We start from the raw sequence: 18164 nt of genomic DNA, 5'->3' as shown, positions 1-18164 counted from the left end.
AAATGGAATTCGCTTTCGCTTATTTCATAAAATCAGATTATAATCCCAAAGATGCTTTTATCAAATTTAAGTTCTCTTCGGAGTATTTAATTTTTAAGGCTTCCTGATGTCCTTTTTCAGACATTTTATCCCAGGTTTTTTTAATGATGTTTTTAAGTTTTTCATCATCATGCTTTTCAACAAACGGCTCTAAGTAATAATCTAAGAATACCAGACAAATTACATCTTCCAGCAATTGGGTTTCGGCATCTTTTTTAAGTAATTTTTTTTCAATCAAAAAAGAAACACGGTCAATAAAAGTTTGGTCATACCCAGCTCTTTCGAGAATTTCGGCAGTAGTTTTTGCATGGAATTTTTTCAGGTCTTCTCTCCATCTTAAATACCCTACACGATCCATTGGGTAAGACTCGCGTGCTACTTTCCATCGGCAGATATGCTGTGCTTTTGAAGCAATCTGAACTTCCTCTGAAGCTTCAGGACAAAACTGCATCAGTTTTTCATACATCCTGTTTGAATATAAAAGCTCTTTCGGATATTCAATATTCTGATCTGTTTCTATGTTTGGATCCTGAGCGTTTTCGGCATCAATCCACTCACTTGCTTTTTGGAAAGGTGTATTCATTTTTTACTGAAAATATATTTTCAAATATACGTAATTAATCTAAAAAGCCAATGAACACTTCGTCTTCAACAATTTTAACCGGATATGTTGCAATTTTCAAATCATCATCTCCATTTAGGTTAGAACCATCCACTAATGAAAAAGTTTTTTTATGCATTGGGCAGGCAATTTTAGGAATATCATTTGCAGAACCTGTCATTCCTCTTGACAAAACCATTTCCATTTTGTGCGGACAGGCATTTTGGCAAGCATACCATTCGTTACGTCGTGCAAAATTAAAAACGGCAATTTGTTTATTTTTGTATTTGATGCAACCGCCACGGTTAGTTGGAAAATCACTCACATTACCGGCTTTGAACCATATTTTGGCATCACTTGGATGCACAGTTTCGTATTGGTTTAAAATTTCTTCCATTTTGGTTGTATTTTTAAATCTGTGTTCTTATCCCTCCCTTTACAATCAAGAGAGTTTGATGGCGCAGTAAAAAAGAGGGTAAGAGGACAGCAAACGTTAATATCTTATTTTAAAATTAAAGACTTATTATGTCCAGGCTTTTGGCATTTTTTGATCTCTTAACGGAACAAAAGCGATATTATCATCTTTTTCATCCGAGTTCACAAAATGACTGAAACGTTTCAATAATCTTGGTTTTTCAAGAGCTTGTTTCCACTCACATTCAAAAGTATTGACCAAAGTCTGCATTTCAGCTTCTAATGTTTGACAGATTCCAAGACTGTCTTCGATGATTACTTCTTTCAGATATTCTAGACCTCCATCGAGTTTTTCCAACCATGTTGAAGTTCTGATCAGCGGTCCGGCTGTTCTGATGTAATACATTAAAAAGCGGTCCATGTATTTGATAACCGTTCCTTTATCAATTTGCTCTGCCAATAAAACAGCGTGCTTTGGATTAGCTCCTCCGTTTCCGGCGATGTATAAATTCCAGCCACCTTCTACAGCAATCAAACCAAAATCTTTTCCTCTTGCTTCGGCACATTCACGAATACAAGCCGAAACTCCTCCTTTTAATTTATGCGGAGAACGGATTCCTTTATATCTGTTTTCTAATTCAATCGCAAAACCGGCACTGTCATCCATTCCGTAACGACACCAGGCATTTCCTACGCAGCTTTTTACGGCACGTAATGATTTTCCGTATGCATGACCACTTTCAAATCCATTATCTATTAATACTTTCCAGATTTTAGGAAGATCATCTAAATGTGCTCCAAATAAGTCAACACGCTGTGCCCCTGTAATTTTTGTATATAAATCAAATTGTTTAGCAACTTGTCCAATTACGATTAATTTCTCGGCAGTTATTTCTCCACCGGCAACTCTTGGCACCACAGAATATGTTCCGTTTCTTTGAATATTTGCTAAAAATCTATCATTCGTATCCTGAGTCGTAAGGTGTTTATTTGCCGTATCATTATAAATACTTGAGAAAATTGAGGCAATTACAGGTTTACAAACCTCACATCCATCACCTGTTCCATGGTGATCAAGAACGTCATAAAAATTCTCATACTTATTAATTTTCACTAAATCAAATAACTCCTGACGTGTATGTTGAAAGTGCTCACAAATAACATCTTTTACTTCTTTACCCATCGATTTCTGAGCCGCTTTTACCAAGTCAGAAACCATTGGCTTACATCCACCACAACCCGAAGTCGCTTTGGTCAATTTTACCACATCTGAAAAACTGGAACAGCTTTCATCTAAAATTGAACAGCAGATTGCACCTTTAGTTACATTCTCACAAGAACAAATTACAGCTGTATCAGGTAAATCCATCACTCCCATAGCTGAGCCTTCTGAACCGTCTCTTGATCCTAAAATCAAATCTTCCGGATTTTTAGGCAACGCCATTGCATTGCTGTAAATCTGAAAAAGTGAATTATAATCACTTGAATCTCCCACTAAAATTCCACCTAATAAGGTTTTAGAATCTTTAGTAACATTGATTCTTTTATAAACTCCTGATAATTTATTTTCGTAAATAATTGCGGTTACGTCATCATTTTCTATAAAAGGATCTCCAAAACTCGCTACTTCAACACCAATTAATTTTAATTGTGTAGACATATCGATAGTTTCTCTCATGGTTTTAGAACCATTTAAGATTTGCTCTGCAGCAACATCGGCCATTTCATAACCAGGAGCTACAAGACCATAAATATTTTGATTATACAAGGCTGCTTCACCAATCGCATAAATAGAAGGATCTGATGTTTGCATCTGATTGTTAACCACAACTCCGCCACGCAAACCAACTTCAAGTCCCGAAACCCTAGCCAGTTCATCACGCGGTTTAATTCCGGCAGATATAACCAACATGTCAACTTTTAACAATTCATCATCGGCAAACATCATTCCCGTTATACATTCTTTTCCGTCAATATATTGTGTTGCTTTATTAAGATGTATCCCAATATTGAGCTCCTCGATTTTAGACTGCAGCATATCACTCGCTCCTTTATCAAGCTGTCTTGGCATCAGGCGTGGAGCAAATTCAACAACGTGCGGATTCAATCCTAAATCACGAACCGCTTTTGCGGCTTCAAGACCTAACAAACCTCCGCCTAATACAGCCGCTTGAGTAGCGCCTTTTTGTTTTATTTTTTTGGCATACGCCATAATTGCATCTAAATCCTCAATAGTACGATATACAAAAACACCTTCTTTTTCTACTCCGTCAATTGGCGGTACAAAAGCAGAAGATCCTGTTGCAAGCACTAAGTAGTCATACTTATGCGTTTTTTCTAAATGTGTATGAATCGTTTTTTCTTCTCTGTTGATATCAGTAATTAACTCCGAAGTATTTAAAGTAATATTATTATCTGCATACCAATTACTTGTTGATAATGACAAGTCATCTGCTGTTTTGCCTCCAAAGTATTCACTTAAGTGAACACGATCATAAGCGCGTCTTGGCTCTTCTCCAAATACGGTAATCTGATAATTCTCCTGCCCCGGTTTTGCTATAAATTTTTCACAGAATTTATACCCAACCATCCCGTTTCCAACTACTATTACTTTAATCATGATTTCTTTAATTAAGTATTACTACGCAAATATAAGTATTTATACTTATATCAAATGCTTATATACGTAATTTTTTTATTAAATAGAACTCTTCTAAATACGTAGTTTATCTCATTACCTATAAGTACTAAGGAATTACGATTTATACATATTTTCATAAATTATTTTATCTGTACTATTTTACTTAAATTTAAAAACAAACTAACATATTACTTATCAACGATTTGCACACAAAAAGCCTTTTCTAAACTTTACAACCTAAATTACTTTATATGAAAAAGTACTTAATTTTATTTATCACATTCTCTCTTGTATATAGTTGCAAATCCGTTAATTCAAAAAACACAAATTCGAATAATTCCTCAGAAAACACCTCCGAAGAAGATAGTACTAGCTATTTTAAGGCAACCGGAAACGAGCCTTTCTGGGGATTAAAAATTGGAAAGAAAAAAATTGTTTTTACATCATTAATACAAGGAAAAGAAAATTTAAGTTTCTCATCTACTAAACCAATCAGAGCAATGGGTGCGAATATAAAATCATACAAAGCCAGCAATGCAAACTCAAGTATTACAATTTCAATTCAGCACACAGACTGCCAGAATTCAATGTCAGGAGCAATTTCTCCTTATAAAGTTTCTATTGAAATTAAGAATAACACTGAGGCCAATTATCAAAAAATAGAAGGCTGCGGAAAATACATTACCGATTACCGCTTGCACGACATCTGGGTTTTAGAAGAATTAAACGGATACAAAGTCTTTGTGGCAGATTTTCAAAAAGAATTACACAGAATAGAAATTCATGCTGAAGAGAACAAATTTATGGGCTTTGGAGGCTGTAATTCAATTACCGGAAGCTTATTTTTCGAAAATGATTTACTTAGATTCAGCAATATAACTTCTACTTTAATGGCTTGCTCCGAAAATAACAAAGAAGATAAATTCGTAAAAGCACTTCAAAACAGCACTACTTATTCAATTAAAAACAACCGATTAACCCTTTCCAACCCATCAGGAAAACTTTTAGTTTTTAGGAAAGTAGATTAATTTCAAACAAAAACCCAAATCATCAAGACTGACAATTTGGGTTTCATTTGATTGTTAAATCTTAAAATTATTTGTTCAAAAATTCTAAAACTGAATCTGTAATAAATTTAATTTGCTCATCATCAAGTTCAGTGTGCATTGGCAACGCAATTACTTCTTTCACTAATTGATTTGTTACCATAAATTGTTCTTCTTTATATCGAGAACTAGTATAAGCTTTCTGGCTGTGCAATGGAATTGGATAATAAATCGCACATGGAATTCCTTTATCCTGCAAATGCGCTAATAACCCATCTCGTTTTCCATTTAGAATTCTTATCACATACTGATGAAAAACGTGGCAATCACAGCTTTCACAAATCGTTGGCGACCAAATATCTGAACTTACACTTAGAGCCAAACTATACTTTCTTGCTGCGTCTTGTCGTGCTTTATTGTATGCATCTAAATTGGGTAATTTAGCCTTCAAGACACCTGCCTGTATGCTATCTAAACGTGAGTTTACGCCTACTACATCATGATGATATCTTTCATACATACCATGATTTACGATACCTCGCAAGATGTGAGCCAATTTATCATCATTAGTAAAAATTGCACCTCCATCTCCATAACAACCTAAGTTTTTAGAAGGAAAAAAAGAAGTTGCACCCACATGTCCAATTGTTCCTAATTTCTTTTTTGAACCATCTTTAGACTTGTAATCTGCACCAATTGCCTGAGCATTATCTTCAATAACATACAAATTATATTCAGCTGCTATCTCCATAATCGCATCCATATTGGCCGCACGGCCAAATAAATGCACAGGAACAATCGCCTTGGTTTTTGGTGTAATCGCTTTTCTAATTCCGTCAAGCGAAATATTCATATTATTCATATCAACATCAACCAAAACCGGAGTCAATTGCAGTAAAGCAATAACCTCAACAGTTGCAGCAAAAGTAAAATCTGCCGTGATTACCTCATCGCCTGGCTTTAAATCTAACCCCATCATAGCAATTTGCAATGCATCGGTTCCATTGGCACATGGAATTACATGTTTTACTCCCAGATAATCTTCAAGATTTTTTTGAAACTCATGAACCAATGGTCCATTTATATAAGTATTTGTATCTAAAACTTCCTGAATAGAAGCATCAACAGTAGTTTTTATTTTCTCGTATTGACCCTTTAAGTCAACCATTTGAATTTTTTTCATTTATCTTTCTTATTTAAATCTGAAGATTCTGTTTTACACCAAAATCTTTAAAACGAAAAGCAAAAATAGTTATTTAATACCTTCAAACAATGAAAAATAATCGAAAGAAACGTATTTTTGCCACAAAAATAAACAGATGCTTTTTCTATATAATTTAGTCGTTTCAATTACTGGTTTTTTTCTTAAAATAGTAGCCCTTATCAGTCCGAAAATTAAGCTTTTTGTAGATGGACGAAAAAATGTTTTTACTATTTTAGAAGAAAAAATAAACCCTGAAGATAAAACAATTTGGTTTCATTCGGCTTCATTGGGAGAGTACGAGCAAGGACTTCCGGTTATCGAAAAAATTAAAGAAAGATACCCAACACATAAAATCATTGTTACCTTTTTTTCTCCTTCAGGCTATGAAGTACGTAAAAACAATAATGTCGCTGATATTACTATTTACCTCCCTTTAGACACTAAAAGCAATGCCAAACAGTTTTTAAAATTAACCCATCCTGAATTGGTCTTTTTTATCAAATATGAATTTTGGCTTAACTATTTAAAAGAGCTGGAAAAATTAAAAACCCCTACCTATTTAATTTCAGGTATTTTTAGAGATAACCAAATGTTCTTTAAATGGTATGGTGGATTTTACAGAAAGGCATTGAAAACTTTTACTTATTTTTTTGTTCAGAATGAGAACTCAAAACAAAAAATTGAATCTATAGGATTTCAAAACGTAATTGTTGCAGGCGACACCCGATTTGATCGTGTAAACGCAATTTTAGAGAGAGATAATTCACTTGAATTTATTGAAACTTTCAAAAACAATCAACCAACAATAGTTATTGGAAGTTCCTGGCCAAAAGACGAGGTGTTATTAGCTGAATACATCAACGAGGCTCCTGAAAATGTAAAATTTATTATTGCCCCTCACAATATAAAAACTGAACAAATCGAAAATCTAAAAAATGCGATTACAAAAAAAACAGTTTTGTTCTCTGAAAAAGAAAACAAAATCTTAACAGATTACACTGTTTTCATAATTAACACCGTTGGCTTACTAACTAAAATTTACAGCTACGGAACTATAGCGTACGTAGGAGGTGGTTTTGGAAATCCCGGCATTCACAACATATTAGAACCCGCAACCTTTGGAATTCCAATTGTTATTGGACCTAACTATTCTAAATTTGCCGAAGCCATTGAATTAGTAAAACTTGGAGGCTGCACAACAATCTCGAATACAGAAAACCTAAAACATGCCTTTAATCAGTTGCTCTCAGACAACAATTTTCTGGAAGAAAAAGGAAAAATTTGCCAATCCTACATTCAAAACAACAAAGGAGCAACAAATACTATCATAAAAGCCATTTCACAGAAACAAACTAACTAACAAATTTCATGTTTTTAAGATTTAAATGTTATAAAAACTTTCCAAAACAGCTCACATCACTTTTTTTTCAATATAGAATTATCAATCAAAAGCAAAACAAACCACAAACAAACAATTCAAAATAGCCAAATGTTTTTCGAATATTTAATAAAAAATAAAATTCACCAAAAATACAACAATACAGCGCGATTTATTAGTTTTGGCACACTAATTGATGAATAACAACATCGAGGAACAAAGGAAAATATTTTAAAAAAAAAATAAAAAAATATTTTACATATTAAAAAATTTATATCTTTGCCTCGAATTAATAATTAACCTTTTATAATAAAGTAAGATGAAAAAAGTATTTTTAAGTTTAGCTGTTGTTGCTGTTTTAACTGTTGTATCTTGTAAAAAAGCTGACGCTACTGCTGAAGCTCCTGCTGTAGATTCTGCTGCTGTAACTGTTGATTCTGCTGCTGCTGTAGTTGATTCTGCTGCTGCAACTGTTGACTCTGCTGCTGCTAAAGTTGATTCTGCTGCTGCTAAAGTAGAAGAAGTAAAAAAATAATTAGAACCTAGTTCTAAAAATTTTAAAACCATCGTTGAGATGGTTTTTTTTTTATGATTAAATTCTAATCACAAAAAAAAGCGTTTGTTATTGCAAACGCTTTTTTTTTTACAACACTCCCCCCTCAGCTACCATTTCGTCATCAAAAATCAAATCATTTGAAGAGAAGTCCAAAATCTCTGCTTTCGAAGCATACAAAATAATTTCTTTTATTCCTTTCTGCAAAAGCAATTCAGTCGTGTATTTACGACTCATCGCAAACTGAACCTCACCCAACATTAGTTTAAAGAAATACTTTCCACCTGAGCCCTTAAATTTTAAAAATTTAGCATGCTCCACATTCAACTTAAACCTCTCAATATCTTCCTCACATTCAAATTTCAACTCATAACTTGAACTTGTAAAAATTACTTTTCCTTTTCTGGAAGTAAACACAAATTTATATTCATCATTAAACCTTCTACTAATTACGAAAGCACCCATTTTGATTGTTGATTGTTGATTGTTGATTGTTGATTGTTGATTGTTGATTGTTGATTGTTGATTGTTGATTGTTGATTAAACAATAACCAACAAAATAAATTTGCTGCGCAAATTCACCCACAATAACCCCAGATTTACACCATAAAAAAAGCCTCTTCAAAAAAGAAGAGGCTTTAGTACTCAGAGCGGGACTTGAACCCGCACGAACATTGCTGTTCACTGGATTTTAAGTCCAGCGTGTCTACCAATTTCACCATCCGAGCAATTAAGCTTTTAATGTTTTTATTTAGCTAATTTTTAAAAAAAAGCAAACACAACACCATTTAAATATATGGTTTTGAGCGAAAAACGGGGCTCGAACCCGCGACCTCGACCTTGGCAAGGTCGCGCTCTACCAACTGAGCTATTTTCGCGTTTCAAATCTTATTAAGAACTCGCAATACTTGTTCTGTATTGCGAGTGCAAATTTAGGACATTTATTCAATTAAACAAGCCTTTTTTGAAAAAAAATTAAACTTATTTTATAACTTTCTGATAACCTAAACTTTAAATATGAAATTTATTTCTTAATCAGCATTCGCTTAATTTCATTCAGCTTCATTAATGCTTCAACCGGGGTAATTGCATTTATATCAAGGCTCATAATCTCTTCTTTTATCTCTTCCAGCAAAGGATCATCCAGATTAAAGAAACTCATCTGCATTTCATCATTTGCAGATTTGATTCCGTTTAATGCATCACTGGAATGATTTTTCTCCAGTTTCTTAAGCAGTTTTTGAGCCTTTGAAATAACCAGCTGTGGCATTCCGGCCATTTTCGCTACATGAATACCAAAGCTATGGGCACTTCCTCCTTTTACGAGTTTACGGATAAAAAGAACGGTATCTTTTAATTCTTTTACCGCCACATTATAATTTTGGATTCTTGGTAACGATTCTGTCATTTCATTTAATTCATGATAATGGGTAGCAAACAATGTTTTTGCCCTGCCCGGATGTTCATGCAAAAATTCAGCAATAGCCCATGCAATCGAAATTCCGTCATATGTACTCGTCCCACGCCCGATTTCATCTAACAAAACCAGACTTCTGTCTGAAATATTGTTTAGGATTGAAGCAGTTTCGTTCATTTCGACCATGAAAGTCGATTCGCCCATCGAAATATTATCCGAAGCTCCTACTCGGGTAAAGATTTTATCTACAATACCCATCCTCACGCTGTCTGCCGGTACAAAACTCCCCATTTGAGCCAGAAGTACAATTAAGGCAGTTTGTCTCAAAATTGCCGACTTACCCGACATGTTAGGGCCGGTAATCATGATGATTTGCTGCACATCCCTGTCTAAATAAACATCATTTGCGATATAAGGAGTCCCAACAGGCAATTGCTTCTCAATAACAGGATGCCTTCCGTTTTTAATATCCAATTCGAAGGTTTCATCAATTTCTGGGCATACATATTGATTTTCGACCGCCAACTGGGTAAAGGAACACAAACAATCCAATTGAGCCACCAAACTTGCATTCATCTGAACCGGCTTGATATAAGTTGCAATCCAGGCTACTAATTGTTCAAAAAGATCGGATTCAATTTTATGAATTTTTTCTTCAGCCCCTAAAATTTTGGTTTCGTATTCTTTTAATTCTTCAGTAATGTAGCGTTCTGCATTTACCAGCGTTTGTTTACGAATCCACTCTTCCGGTACTTTATCTTTGTGTGTATTTCGAACTTCGATATAATAACCAAAAACATTATTGAAAGAAATTTTCAAAGAAGAAATTCCGGTTCTTTCTGATTCCCTTCTTTCAATTCCCTCCAAAAACTCTTTTCCTGAAGTTGAAATAGCACGAAGTTCATCTAATTCTTCGCTGATTCCTTTTGCAATCGCATTACCTTTTGCAATCGCAACGGGAGCGTCCTGATTCAAGGTAACTTTAATCTTCTCTCTTAGCAAATCGCAGGCATGTAAACTATCCCCAATAATTTTAACCGCTTCTTGTGGACTTTGCAATGCCAAAGTTTTAATTGGAATAATAGCATCCAGAGATTCTTTCAAATAAACAATTTCACGAGGTGAAACTTTTCCGGCTGCGATTTTAGAAATCAAACGTTCTAAGTCTGAAATTTGCTTAATTTGATATTGAATATTATGCAAAACTTCAGGATTTGATTTCAAATACGAAACCACATCATGACGTCCTTTTATTTTATTAGCATCTTTCAAAGGTAAAGCCAGCCAACGCTTCAATAAACGCCCACCCATTGGCGAAAGCGTTCTGTCAATTACATCCAAAAGTGTTACAGCATTTGGATTATAGCTGTGATATAATTCTAAATTTCTGATGGTAAAACGATCCATCCAGACGTAAGCATCTTCAGCAATACGCTGAATTGCCGTAATATGCTGCACACGATTGTGCTGAGTCTCTGACAGGTAATACAAAATCGCTCCGGAAGCAATAATTCCTTCTTTTAGTTCTTCAACTCCAAAACCTTTTAAAGAAACAGTCTGAAAATGCTTTATCAGAGTTTCTAAAGCATAATCTTCCTTATAAATCCAGTCTTCCAGATAAAAACTGTGAAAGTCATCTCCAAAAGCGCTTTTAAAATCGCCTTTGTTGTTTTTAGGAACCAGAACTTCGCTCGGGTTAAAATTCTGCAATAACTTATCAATATATTCTGCATTTCCCTGAGCTGTTAAAAACTCTCCTGTAGAAACATCCAAAAAGGAGACCCCGATATTTTTATTGGCAAAATAAACCGACGCCAAAAAGTTATTGGTTTTGGATTGTAAAACTTCATCATTTAAAGAAACCCCTGGAGTAACAAGCTCTGTAACCCCACGCTTAACAATTGTTTTCGTCATCTTAGGATCTTCGAGCTGATCGCAGATCGCAACACGAAGTCCGGCTTTAACCAATTTTGGCAAATACGTATTAATAGAATGATGCGGAAAACCTGCCAAAGCTGTTTCGGTTTCAGAACCAGCTCCTCTTTTGGTTAATGTTATCCCAAGAATTTTAGATGCCCTGATTGCGTCTTCTCCAAAGGTTTCGTAAAAATCCCCTACTCTGAAAAGCAGACATGCATCAGGATATTTCCTCTTGATTTCGTTGTACTGTTTCATCAAAGGTGTTTCTTTCACCACTTTCTCTTTCGCTGCCAAATTATTGTGTTTTTAAAATGAAAATTACGACAGCGAATTTATAATATTTTAGCGGCATATCGAAGGGCATCAAAAATTAAAATATTTTAAGGAATTTTTAAGTTGACATTTAAGAATTTTACATAGATTTGTTCATCATTAAAACAAAGACTCTTAAAAGATGAAAAAAATAATTTTATTCACTATGTTGGCTGTAGTTGGAATTACAGCTTCTAATGCTCAAAGTACTAAAAAAGCTGCTACAGCTAAAGTTGCTAAAGTTCAGGGAGCCGGAATGGTTTTTGAAAACGAAACAATTGATTACGGAACTATCGCTCACAATGCTGATGGAAACCGTCAGTTTGTTTTTGTAAACAACGGAACAAAGCCATTGATTATTACTAACACTCAGGGATCTTGCGGTTGTACTGTGCCAACAACACCAAAAGAACCAATTGCTCCGGGAGCTAAAGGTGTTATTGGTGTAAAATATGCTACTGACAGAATTGGTGCATTTACAAAAACGGTAACTGTTACTTCTAATGCTGAAGGACAACCTACAAAAACATTAACTATTAAAGGTACTGTTTTACCGGATCCGGCAAAAAGCTAATCTGAAAACAATAAAATAATCGAAAAAGCTTCCTTATCTTTGGAAGCTTTTTTTTATGACCATAATTCAACCCGAATGAGAAAACTTGAAAATAGTGAACTGGACCGAAAATCGATTGATGATTTTAAAAAATCAGATAAAACTCCTTTGATTTTAGTATTAGACGATATTCGCAGCCTACACAATATAGGATCTGTATTTAGAACAGCCGATGCTTTTTTGGTAGAAAAAATTATCTTGTGCGGTATCACAGCTACGCCTCCTAATAAAGAAATTCATAAAACAGCTCTTGGCGCTACTGAAACCGTTTCCTGGGAACATCAGGAAAATGTTTTGGAAGTTATTGAAAACCTTAAAAAAGAAAATGTATTAACCCTCGCTATTGAACAAGTAGAGAGCGCTATTTTTCTTCAGGATTTTAAAGTTGAAAAAAATCAAAAATATGCATTGGTTTTCGGGAATGAAGTCTATGGAGTTGCTCAGGAAGCCGTAGCTATTTGTGATGGCTGTATTGAAATTCCGCAATTGGGCACTAAACATTCTTTGAATATCGCCGTTAGTGCGGGGATAGTGGTCTGGGATTTGTTTTCCAAGTTAAAATGGCCATAAAATCATTTAAAATCATAATTTTAAAAATAATCCTTATATATTTAACACTAAAATAAAAATATCTTTTTTTATTATTATAAAATCGATATTTTTATAGGATGAAAAATATCAATTTCTTAAAAATATCAATTTTATTATATATTTTAAGTTTTGTTCAGACTTACGCAACTGAGAAAAAAACTGTTGATAGAAACTTAATTACTTTTAAAAATGACACTTTAAAAACAAATAAAAAAAGTCATTCCAAAACAGTTTTTACAATTGATCCTCCTGTAATTAAAGCTCATGGGAACCAACTATATTGCCCTCAAAACAGTATCAATATTGTAACCGGAATTACTATTAGCCATGATCCTGCAGAAACAGGAACTCAGGCAGTTTATATTCAGATTTCTTCAGGATATTCTAATGGTTTTGATAAACTTGAACTTTCTAAGCCTGCATTCCACCCTTCAATTACAACAAGTTGGGATGTTACTGCCGGAAAATTAAAATTATCAAGTCCAACAGGAATCGATGTTTCATACTCCAATTTTGAGTCTGCGATTAGAGATGTTGTTTTTTCAAACTCTTCTGCTACTGCCTCCGGAACCAAAACTTTTTCTATCACTATTGGTCAGGCAAATTATTTACCATCAACCGGACATTTTTATCAATTTATCTCTAACGTTGGCATTACCTGGACACAGGCAAAAGCAGCCGCAGAAAACAGTACCTATTATGGACTGAAGGGCTATCTGGCCACTATTTCAGCAACAGATGAAGCAAAATTATCAGGTGAACAAGCCTCAGGAGCCGGCTGGATTGGCGGAAGTGATGCTGAAACAGAAAACATCTGGAAATGGGTCACAGGCCCCGAAGGACTTGCAAATAATGGAAATGGAACATTTTTTTGGAATGGTCTTTCTAACGGCACCACTCCTAACTTTGCTTTTTGGAACAACAACGAACCGAACCAGTTGGGAGATGAAGATTATGCACATATTACTGCTCCGGGTATTGGAATTCCGGGTTCTTGGAATGATTTATCAGATACAGGATCACTAATTCCAGGAGATGATTATCAGCCAAAAGGATATATTGTTGAGTATGGAGGAATGCCTGGAGAATTGCCTTTAGAAATTGCTGCCAGCACCCAAATTACAATTCCGGAGGCTGTAATAACTTCTCCAAAACCAATTTGCGACTCAGGAATCTTTATTTTAAAAGCGACCTCGAATGCCGGAACGATTAACTGGTATGATGCATCTGTAGGAGGCAATTTATTGGGTATCGGAAACACATATACGACTCCAACAATAAACACTACAACAACTTATTATGCTGATGCTGGTTGCGAAATAAATCGAAAAGCAGTAGTTGCTACTGTTAATAAAACTCCGGATACTCCAACTGTATATTCCCCTGTTTACAGGTGCGGAGCAGGAACTGTAACATTACAAGCAGCTTCAAATATAGGAGTTATTAATTGGTTTACAACTTCAACAGGCGGAACGAGTGTTCATACAGGAAATAATTTTACTACACCTGGTATTTCAGCAAATACAACTTATTATACTGAAGCTTCAGATAGTGGGTGTACTTCAAATCGTACTCAGGTAAATATAATAGTATATACTCCTCCTGTTGTTAGTGACGAAGAAATTATTTTATGCGAAAACCAAACTGTTATGTTAGATTCTAAATTGAGTGGAATGTTTTATAAATGGTCAACAGGAGAAACGACACAAACTATTTCTGTTTCAACTCCCGGAAGTTATAGCGTAGAAGTAACCAGTCCGAATCCTGAAAACTGTACCAGTAAAAAAACTATAACTGTTGTTGAATATAAAAAGCCAATCATTAAAAATATTAAGGTTAACAAAACAACTATTACTATCAATCTAAATAATGAATCAGATTATTTTGAATACTCTGTGGATGGGGTAAATTATCAAACTTCAAATACTTTTTATGATGTGGCAGGTGGTTTGCAAACCGCCTATGTAAAAGCAAAAGATAATTTGTGCAACATTAATGAAACAACTCAGCATTTTATTGTGTTGATTATTCCGGTATTTTTCACTCCTAATAACGATTTTCAAAATGATTTCTGGGAAGTAACCGGAATGGAGAATTATCCTCAGGCACAAGTTACTATTTTTGATCAGTACGGAAAACTCTTAGCACAATTAAGCGGATCCAAATTGAGTTGGGACGGCACTTTCAACAAAGCTCCTCTTCCTTCTTCTGATTATTGGTATGTATTAAAAATTGACGATACAACCCCTCTTTTTAAAGGCCATTTTTCTTTGAAGAGATAATTTTAATTAGAAAATTTGTCAATTAGAAAATGAGATAGTTATTCAGACGAAAAAGATAAAATTAACACCTGTTAGAAAGTAAAACCTTTAAAAGTTTTCTAATTATCAAATTGGAACATTATCTAATTACCTTTTGAATTTGATCCAAAATAAAAAGATAATCTTCGTGTTTTTTTACAAAATCACGATCTGAAACATCAATGATCAAAACATTGAGATCTGTTTGAGATTTAATATACTCTAAGTACCCGTTATTGATTTTATCTAAATATTCAGCCGAGATATTTTGCTCATAACTTCGGCCGCGCTTTTTTATGTTCTGAAGCAGTCTTGTTGTGTTTTGATATAAATAAACATACAGATCCGGCTTTGGCATTTCTTTATAAATGATATCAAACAAGTTTCGATACAAACGGTATTCATCTTCGGCAAGCGTAATTTTTGCAAAAATCAGGGATTTAAAAATATGATAATCGGCAATCACAAAATCTTTAAACAAATCAAATTGTGCCAAATCATCCGATAATTGCTGATAACGATCAGCCAGAAAAGACATTTCTAACGGAAAAGCATACCGGTTTTGATCTTTATAAAATTTTGGTAAAAAAGGATTGTCTGCAAAACGTTCCAAAACGGTTTTTGCATTAAAATCTTCAGCAATTTTTTGTACCAAAGTAGTTTTTCCTGCACCAATATTTCCTTCAAAAGCAATATAATTAAACCGCTCAAGCGGAATTTCATCCAATGGATTTTTTAAGTCCTGAACCACAGTACAAATGCTATCATCCGGTGTTATTGCAATTAATTCAGAAACTGTTTTATGAAGAACCGGGTGTTTCCAGTTTAATTTTAAATCCTGCATGGGCAGCAAAACAAAATTTCGGTTTTGCATTAATGGATGCGGAACCTGAAGCTTATCCGATTCGATAATTTCATCTTCAAAAACAATCAAATCAATATCGATAATTCGGGATTGGTAGCCTTGCTGATCAGAACGGATACGCCCTAATTGTTTTTCTACTTTTAAAACCTGACTGAGTATTTTTTGTGCAGAGGAAGAACTCTGCAAAATCAAAGCACAATTATAAAAAGCATCACTTTCGAATCCCCAGGCAGGCGTTTCGTACAATTTTGAAACCCGGATTACGGTTCCCACTTCCTGATGTATTAAATCAATACAGCTTTCGATGTTTTCCAGCCGATTGCCCTGATTGCTGCCTATTGATAAAATAACCTGATGCTGTGATTTCATAATTAATGCAAATTAACTAAAACTATTTTAGAATTAACAATATATTTGTGTAGTGCCATGTTGGTTCAATTGAAAATTTATCGATAAAAGTTGTAACAAAGCAACACCTTTTACTACTTATTTAAAAAAAGTATTTTATGAAATTTCTAGGAAATGTAATTGCCACAGTTGTTGGTATTTTTGTTTTTATTATGTTATTCTTTTTTGGAGTAATCCTAATCGGAACTATTTTTGGAAGCGAGGACACTGTTACAGTCAAAGCCGATTCAGTTATTGAATTAGATTTAAAAGAAATCAATAATGATTATGCCGGGAAATTTAAAGATCCATGGGTAACGCAATTCTCTAAAGATGGAAAAATTGGTTTAACTGATGTAATTAATGCTATTGAAGCGGCAAAAACAGACGACAAAATTAAAGGAATCTCTATATTAAATGATGAATCTTCTTTAGGACTGGCGCAATATAAAGATTTGAGAAATGCGTTGGAAAGCTTCAAGAAATCAGGAAAATTTGTTTGGGCTTACGCCAATACTTATTCTCAAAAAGAATATTATTTGAACTCGGTAGCAAATACTATCTATTTGAATCCTGCCGGAGATCTTGATTTTAAAGGACTTTCTTCTGAAGTAATGTTTTTTAAAGATTTTCAGGAAAAATCAGGTATCCATATGGAAGTGATTCGTCACGGAAAATACAAAAGTGCCGTTGAACCTTTTCTTGAAAACAAAATGAGCGATGCTAACAGAGAACAAATTACTGCTCTTTTAAATTCTATATGGTCAACTGTAGTAGCCGATATTTCAAAAAGCCGAAATATTCCGGTTACTAAATTAAACGAAATTGCAGACGGCTTGTTAGCCAGAACACCCGAAATGGCAAAAAATGCACATCTGGTTGACATTATAGCTTATGAAGATGTCTATCACAATGCCATAAAAAAAGCTTTAAAAGTGACCGGTGATGATGATTATAATAAAATCTCGATTTTAGATTACACTCAAAATAACGTAACCACAGCTTTAACTAATACTGCAACCGATCAAATTGCAATTATTTACGCTCAGGGCGAAATTGGCAGCGGTGAAGGTGATGTTAATCAAATTGGTGAAGGTTCTATGAGACGTTCACTTCAGGAAGCCAGAAAAAATGAGGATGTAAAAGCTATTGTGCTAAGAGTAGACAGTCCTGGAGGAAGCGCACTTACTTCTGATTTGATCTGGAGAGAAATTGAGATTACCAAAAAAGTAAAACCTGTTGTGGTCTCAATGGGTAATTATGCTGCATCCGGAGGTTATTATATCGCTTGTAATGCCAATAAAATTTTTGCCGAAAAAAATACAATCACGGGTTCTATTGGTGTTTTTGGTGTTTTACCAAATTTTAGCCCTTTGGCAAACAAATTAGGAATTAATACCGAACAGGTAAAGACACATGAAAACTCAGCAAATTATAGTCCGTTTGTACCGGTTGACGAAAAATTCAAAGCTTTTACACTGGAAAGTGTTGAGCACATTTACAACACTTTTGTAACACACGTTGCCGAAGGCCGAAAAATGACTTTTGCACAAGTAGATGCCATTGCACAGGGAAGAGTCTGGTCTGGGACTGAAGCTCTAAAAATTGGTTTAGTAGACAAAATTGGAGGGTTGAATGATGCTATTGCTGAAGCAGCCAAAATAGCAAAAGTAAAATCATACAGTACAGAGAATTATCCTGAATACGAGAAAGATTTCAATGACCTTTTATCAGGTCTTCCATTCGCTCAGTCAAAAGAAACTTTCATAAAAGAAGAAATTGGTGAAGAAAATTATTTGCTTATCGAACACATCAAAAGACTTCAAAAACTTAAAGGAGCTCAGGCCATAATGCCTTACACCATCAACATCAAATAATTTCAG

At 34.4% G+C, this 18164-nt stretch carries 14 protein-coding genes and 2 tRNA genes; 7 read left to right on the top strand and 9 right to left on the bottom strand.

Annotation, left to right across the window (positions count from 1 at the left end):
* Positions 1 to 37 precede the first annotated feature (37 nt).
* From BXU10_RS10760 to nirB, 3 genes are all read right to left on the bottom strand, one after another.
* Positions 38 to 622 carry a DUF4202 domain-containing protein gene (locus tag BXU10_RS10760; RefSeq protein WP_078227329.1) on the bottom strand — a complete coding sequence of 195 codons (585 nt, stop codon included), beginning with the start codon at positions 620 to 622 and terminating at the stop codon, positions 38 to 40.
* 34 nt (positions 623 to 656) lie between these two features.
* Positions 657 to 1037 carry a nitrite reductase small subunit NirD gene (gene nirD / locus BXU10_RS10755; protein ID WP_031454507.1) on the bottom strand — a complete coding sequence of 127 codons (381 nt, stop codon included), beginning with the start codon at positions 1035 to 1037 and terminating at the stop codon, positions 657 to 659.
* Between the two features lie 126 nt (positions 1038 to 1163).
* Positions 1164 to 3674: a nitrite reductase large subunit NirB gene (nirB, locus tag BXU10_RS10750; RefSeq protein WP_078227328.1), complete on the bottom strand. Its 2511-nt coding sequence runs from the start codon at positions 3672 to 3674 to the stop codon at positions 1164 to 1166.
* Between the two features lie 272 nt (positions 3675 to 3946).
* Between nirB and BXU10_RS10745 the strand changes: the two genes are divergently transcribed.
* Entirely contained in the window at positions 3947 to 4723 is a 777-nt protein-coding gene (locus BXU10_RS10745) for an META domain-containing protein (RefSeq protein WP_078227327.1), read from the top strand.
* Positions 4724 to 4790: 67 nt separating this feature from the next.
* On the opposite strand, the gene BXU10_RS10740 is transcribed toward BXU10_RS10745, so the two are convergent.
* Complete coding sequence (locus BXU10_RS10740; protein WP_078227326.1) at positions 4791 to 5924, bottom strand: DegT/DnrJ/EryC1/StrS aminotransferase family protein; 1134 nt, start codon at positions 5922 to 5924, stop codon at positions 4791 to 4793.
* A 136-nt stretch (positions 5925 to 6060) separates the two neighbouring features.
* Between BXU10_RS10740 and BXU10_RS10735 the strand changes: the two genes are divergently transcribed.
* Positions 6061 to 7305 (top strand): 3-deoxy-D-manno-octulosonic acid transferase, encoded by a 1245-nt coding sequence (locus tag BXU10_RS10735; RefSeq protein WP_078227325.1) that lies wholly within the window; start codon positions 6061 to 6063, stop codon positions 7303 to 7305.
* 337 nt (positions 7306 to 7642) lie between these two features.
* On the top strand, positions 7643 to 7858 hold the full coding sequence (locus BXU10_RS10730) for a hypothetical protein (protein ID WP_078227324.1): 216 nt from the start codon (positions 7643 to 7645) through the stop codon (positions 7856 to 7858).
* 108 nt (positions 7859 to 7966) lie between these two features.
* Here BXU10_RS10730 and BXU10_RS10725 read toward each other — a convergent pair whose 3' ends face one another.
* The 4 genes from BXU10_RS10725 to mutS form a co-directional block, all read right to left on the bottom strand.
* Positions 7967 to 8341 (bottom strand): DUF1508 domain-containing protein, encoded by a 375-nt coding sequence (locus BXU10_RS10725; RefSeq protein WP_078227323.1) that lies wholly within the window; start codon positions 8339 to 8341, stop codon positions 7967 to 7969.
* A gap of 177 nt (positions 8342 to 8518) precedes the next feature.
* A tRNA-Leu gene (locus tag BXU10_RS10720) sits at positions 8519 to 8604 on the bottom strand.
* 77 nt (positions 8605 to 8681) lie between these two features.
* Positions 8682 to 8754 (bottom strand) — tRNA-Gly (locus BXU10_RS10715).
* Positions 8755 to 8900: 146 nt separating this feature from the next.
* Positions 8901 to 11507: a DNA mismatch repair protein MutS gene (gene mutS, locus BXU10_RS10710; RefSeq protein ID WP_078227322.1), complete on the bottom strand. Its 2607-nt coding sequence runs from the start codon at positions 11505 to 11507 to the stop codon at positions 8901 to 8903.
* 160 nt (positions 11508 to 11667) lie between these two features.
* Between mutS and BXU10_RS10705 the strand changes: the two genes are divergently transcribed.
* The 3 genes from BXU10_RS10705 (at position 11668) to BXU10_RS10695 (ending at position 15011) form a co-directional block, all read left to right on the top strand.
* Positions 11668 to 12099, top strand: a complete 432-nt coding sequence (locus BXU10_RS10705; RefSeq protein WP_078227321.1) for a DUF1573 domain-containing protein — start codon at positions 11668 to 11670, stop codon at positions 12097 to 12099.
* A 75-nt stretch (positions 12100 to 12174) separates the two neighbouring features.
* Positions 12175 to 12708 (top strand): RNA methyltransferase, encoded by a 534-nt coding sequence (locus tag BXU10_RS10700; RefSeq protein ID WP_078227320.1) that lies wholly within the window; start codon positions 12175 to 12177, stop codon positions 12706 to 12708.
* Positions 12709 to 12806: 98 nt separating this feature from the next.
* Complete coding sequence (locus BXU10_RS10695) at positions 12807 to 15011, top strand: T9SS type B sorting domain-containing protein (RefSeq protein ID WP_078227319.1); 2205 nt, start codon at positions 12807 to 12809, stop codon at positions 15009 to 15011.
* A 118-nt stretch (positions 15012 to 15129) separates the two neighbouring features.
* On the opposite strand, the gene folK is transcribed toward BXU10_RS10695, so the two are convergent.
* Entirely contained in the window at positions 15130 to 16263 is a 1134-nt protein-coding gene (folK, locus tag BXU10_RS10690; protein WP_078227318.1) for a 2-amino-4-hydroxy-6-hydroxymethyldihydropteridine diphosphokinase, read from the bottom strand.
* 137 nt (positions 16264 to 16400) lie between these two features.
* Between folK and sppA the strand changes: the two genes are divergently transcribed.
* Entirely contained in the window at positions 16401 to 18158 is a 1758-nt protein-coding gene (sppA, locus tag BXU10_RS10685; RefSeq protein WP_078227317.1) for a signal peptide peptidase SppA, read from the top strand.
* Positions 18159 to 18164: the final 6 nt, after the last annotated feature.

Origin of the sequence: Flavobacterium sp. LM4, assembly GCF_002017935.1 — a bacterium.
Classification (GTDB): Bacteria; Bacteroidota; Bacteroidia; order Flavobacteriales; family Flavobacteriaceae; genus Flavobacterium; species Flavobacterium chungangense.
This window is presented reverse-complemented; position numbering and strand designations above follow the sequence as displayed.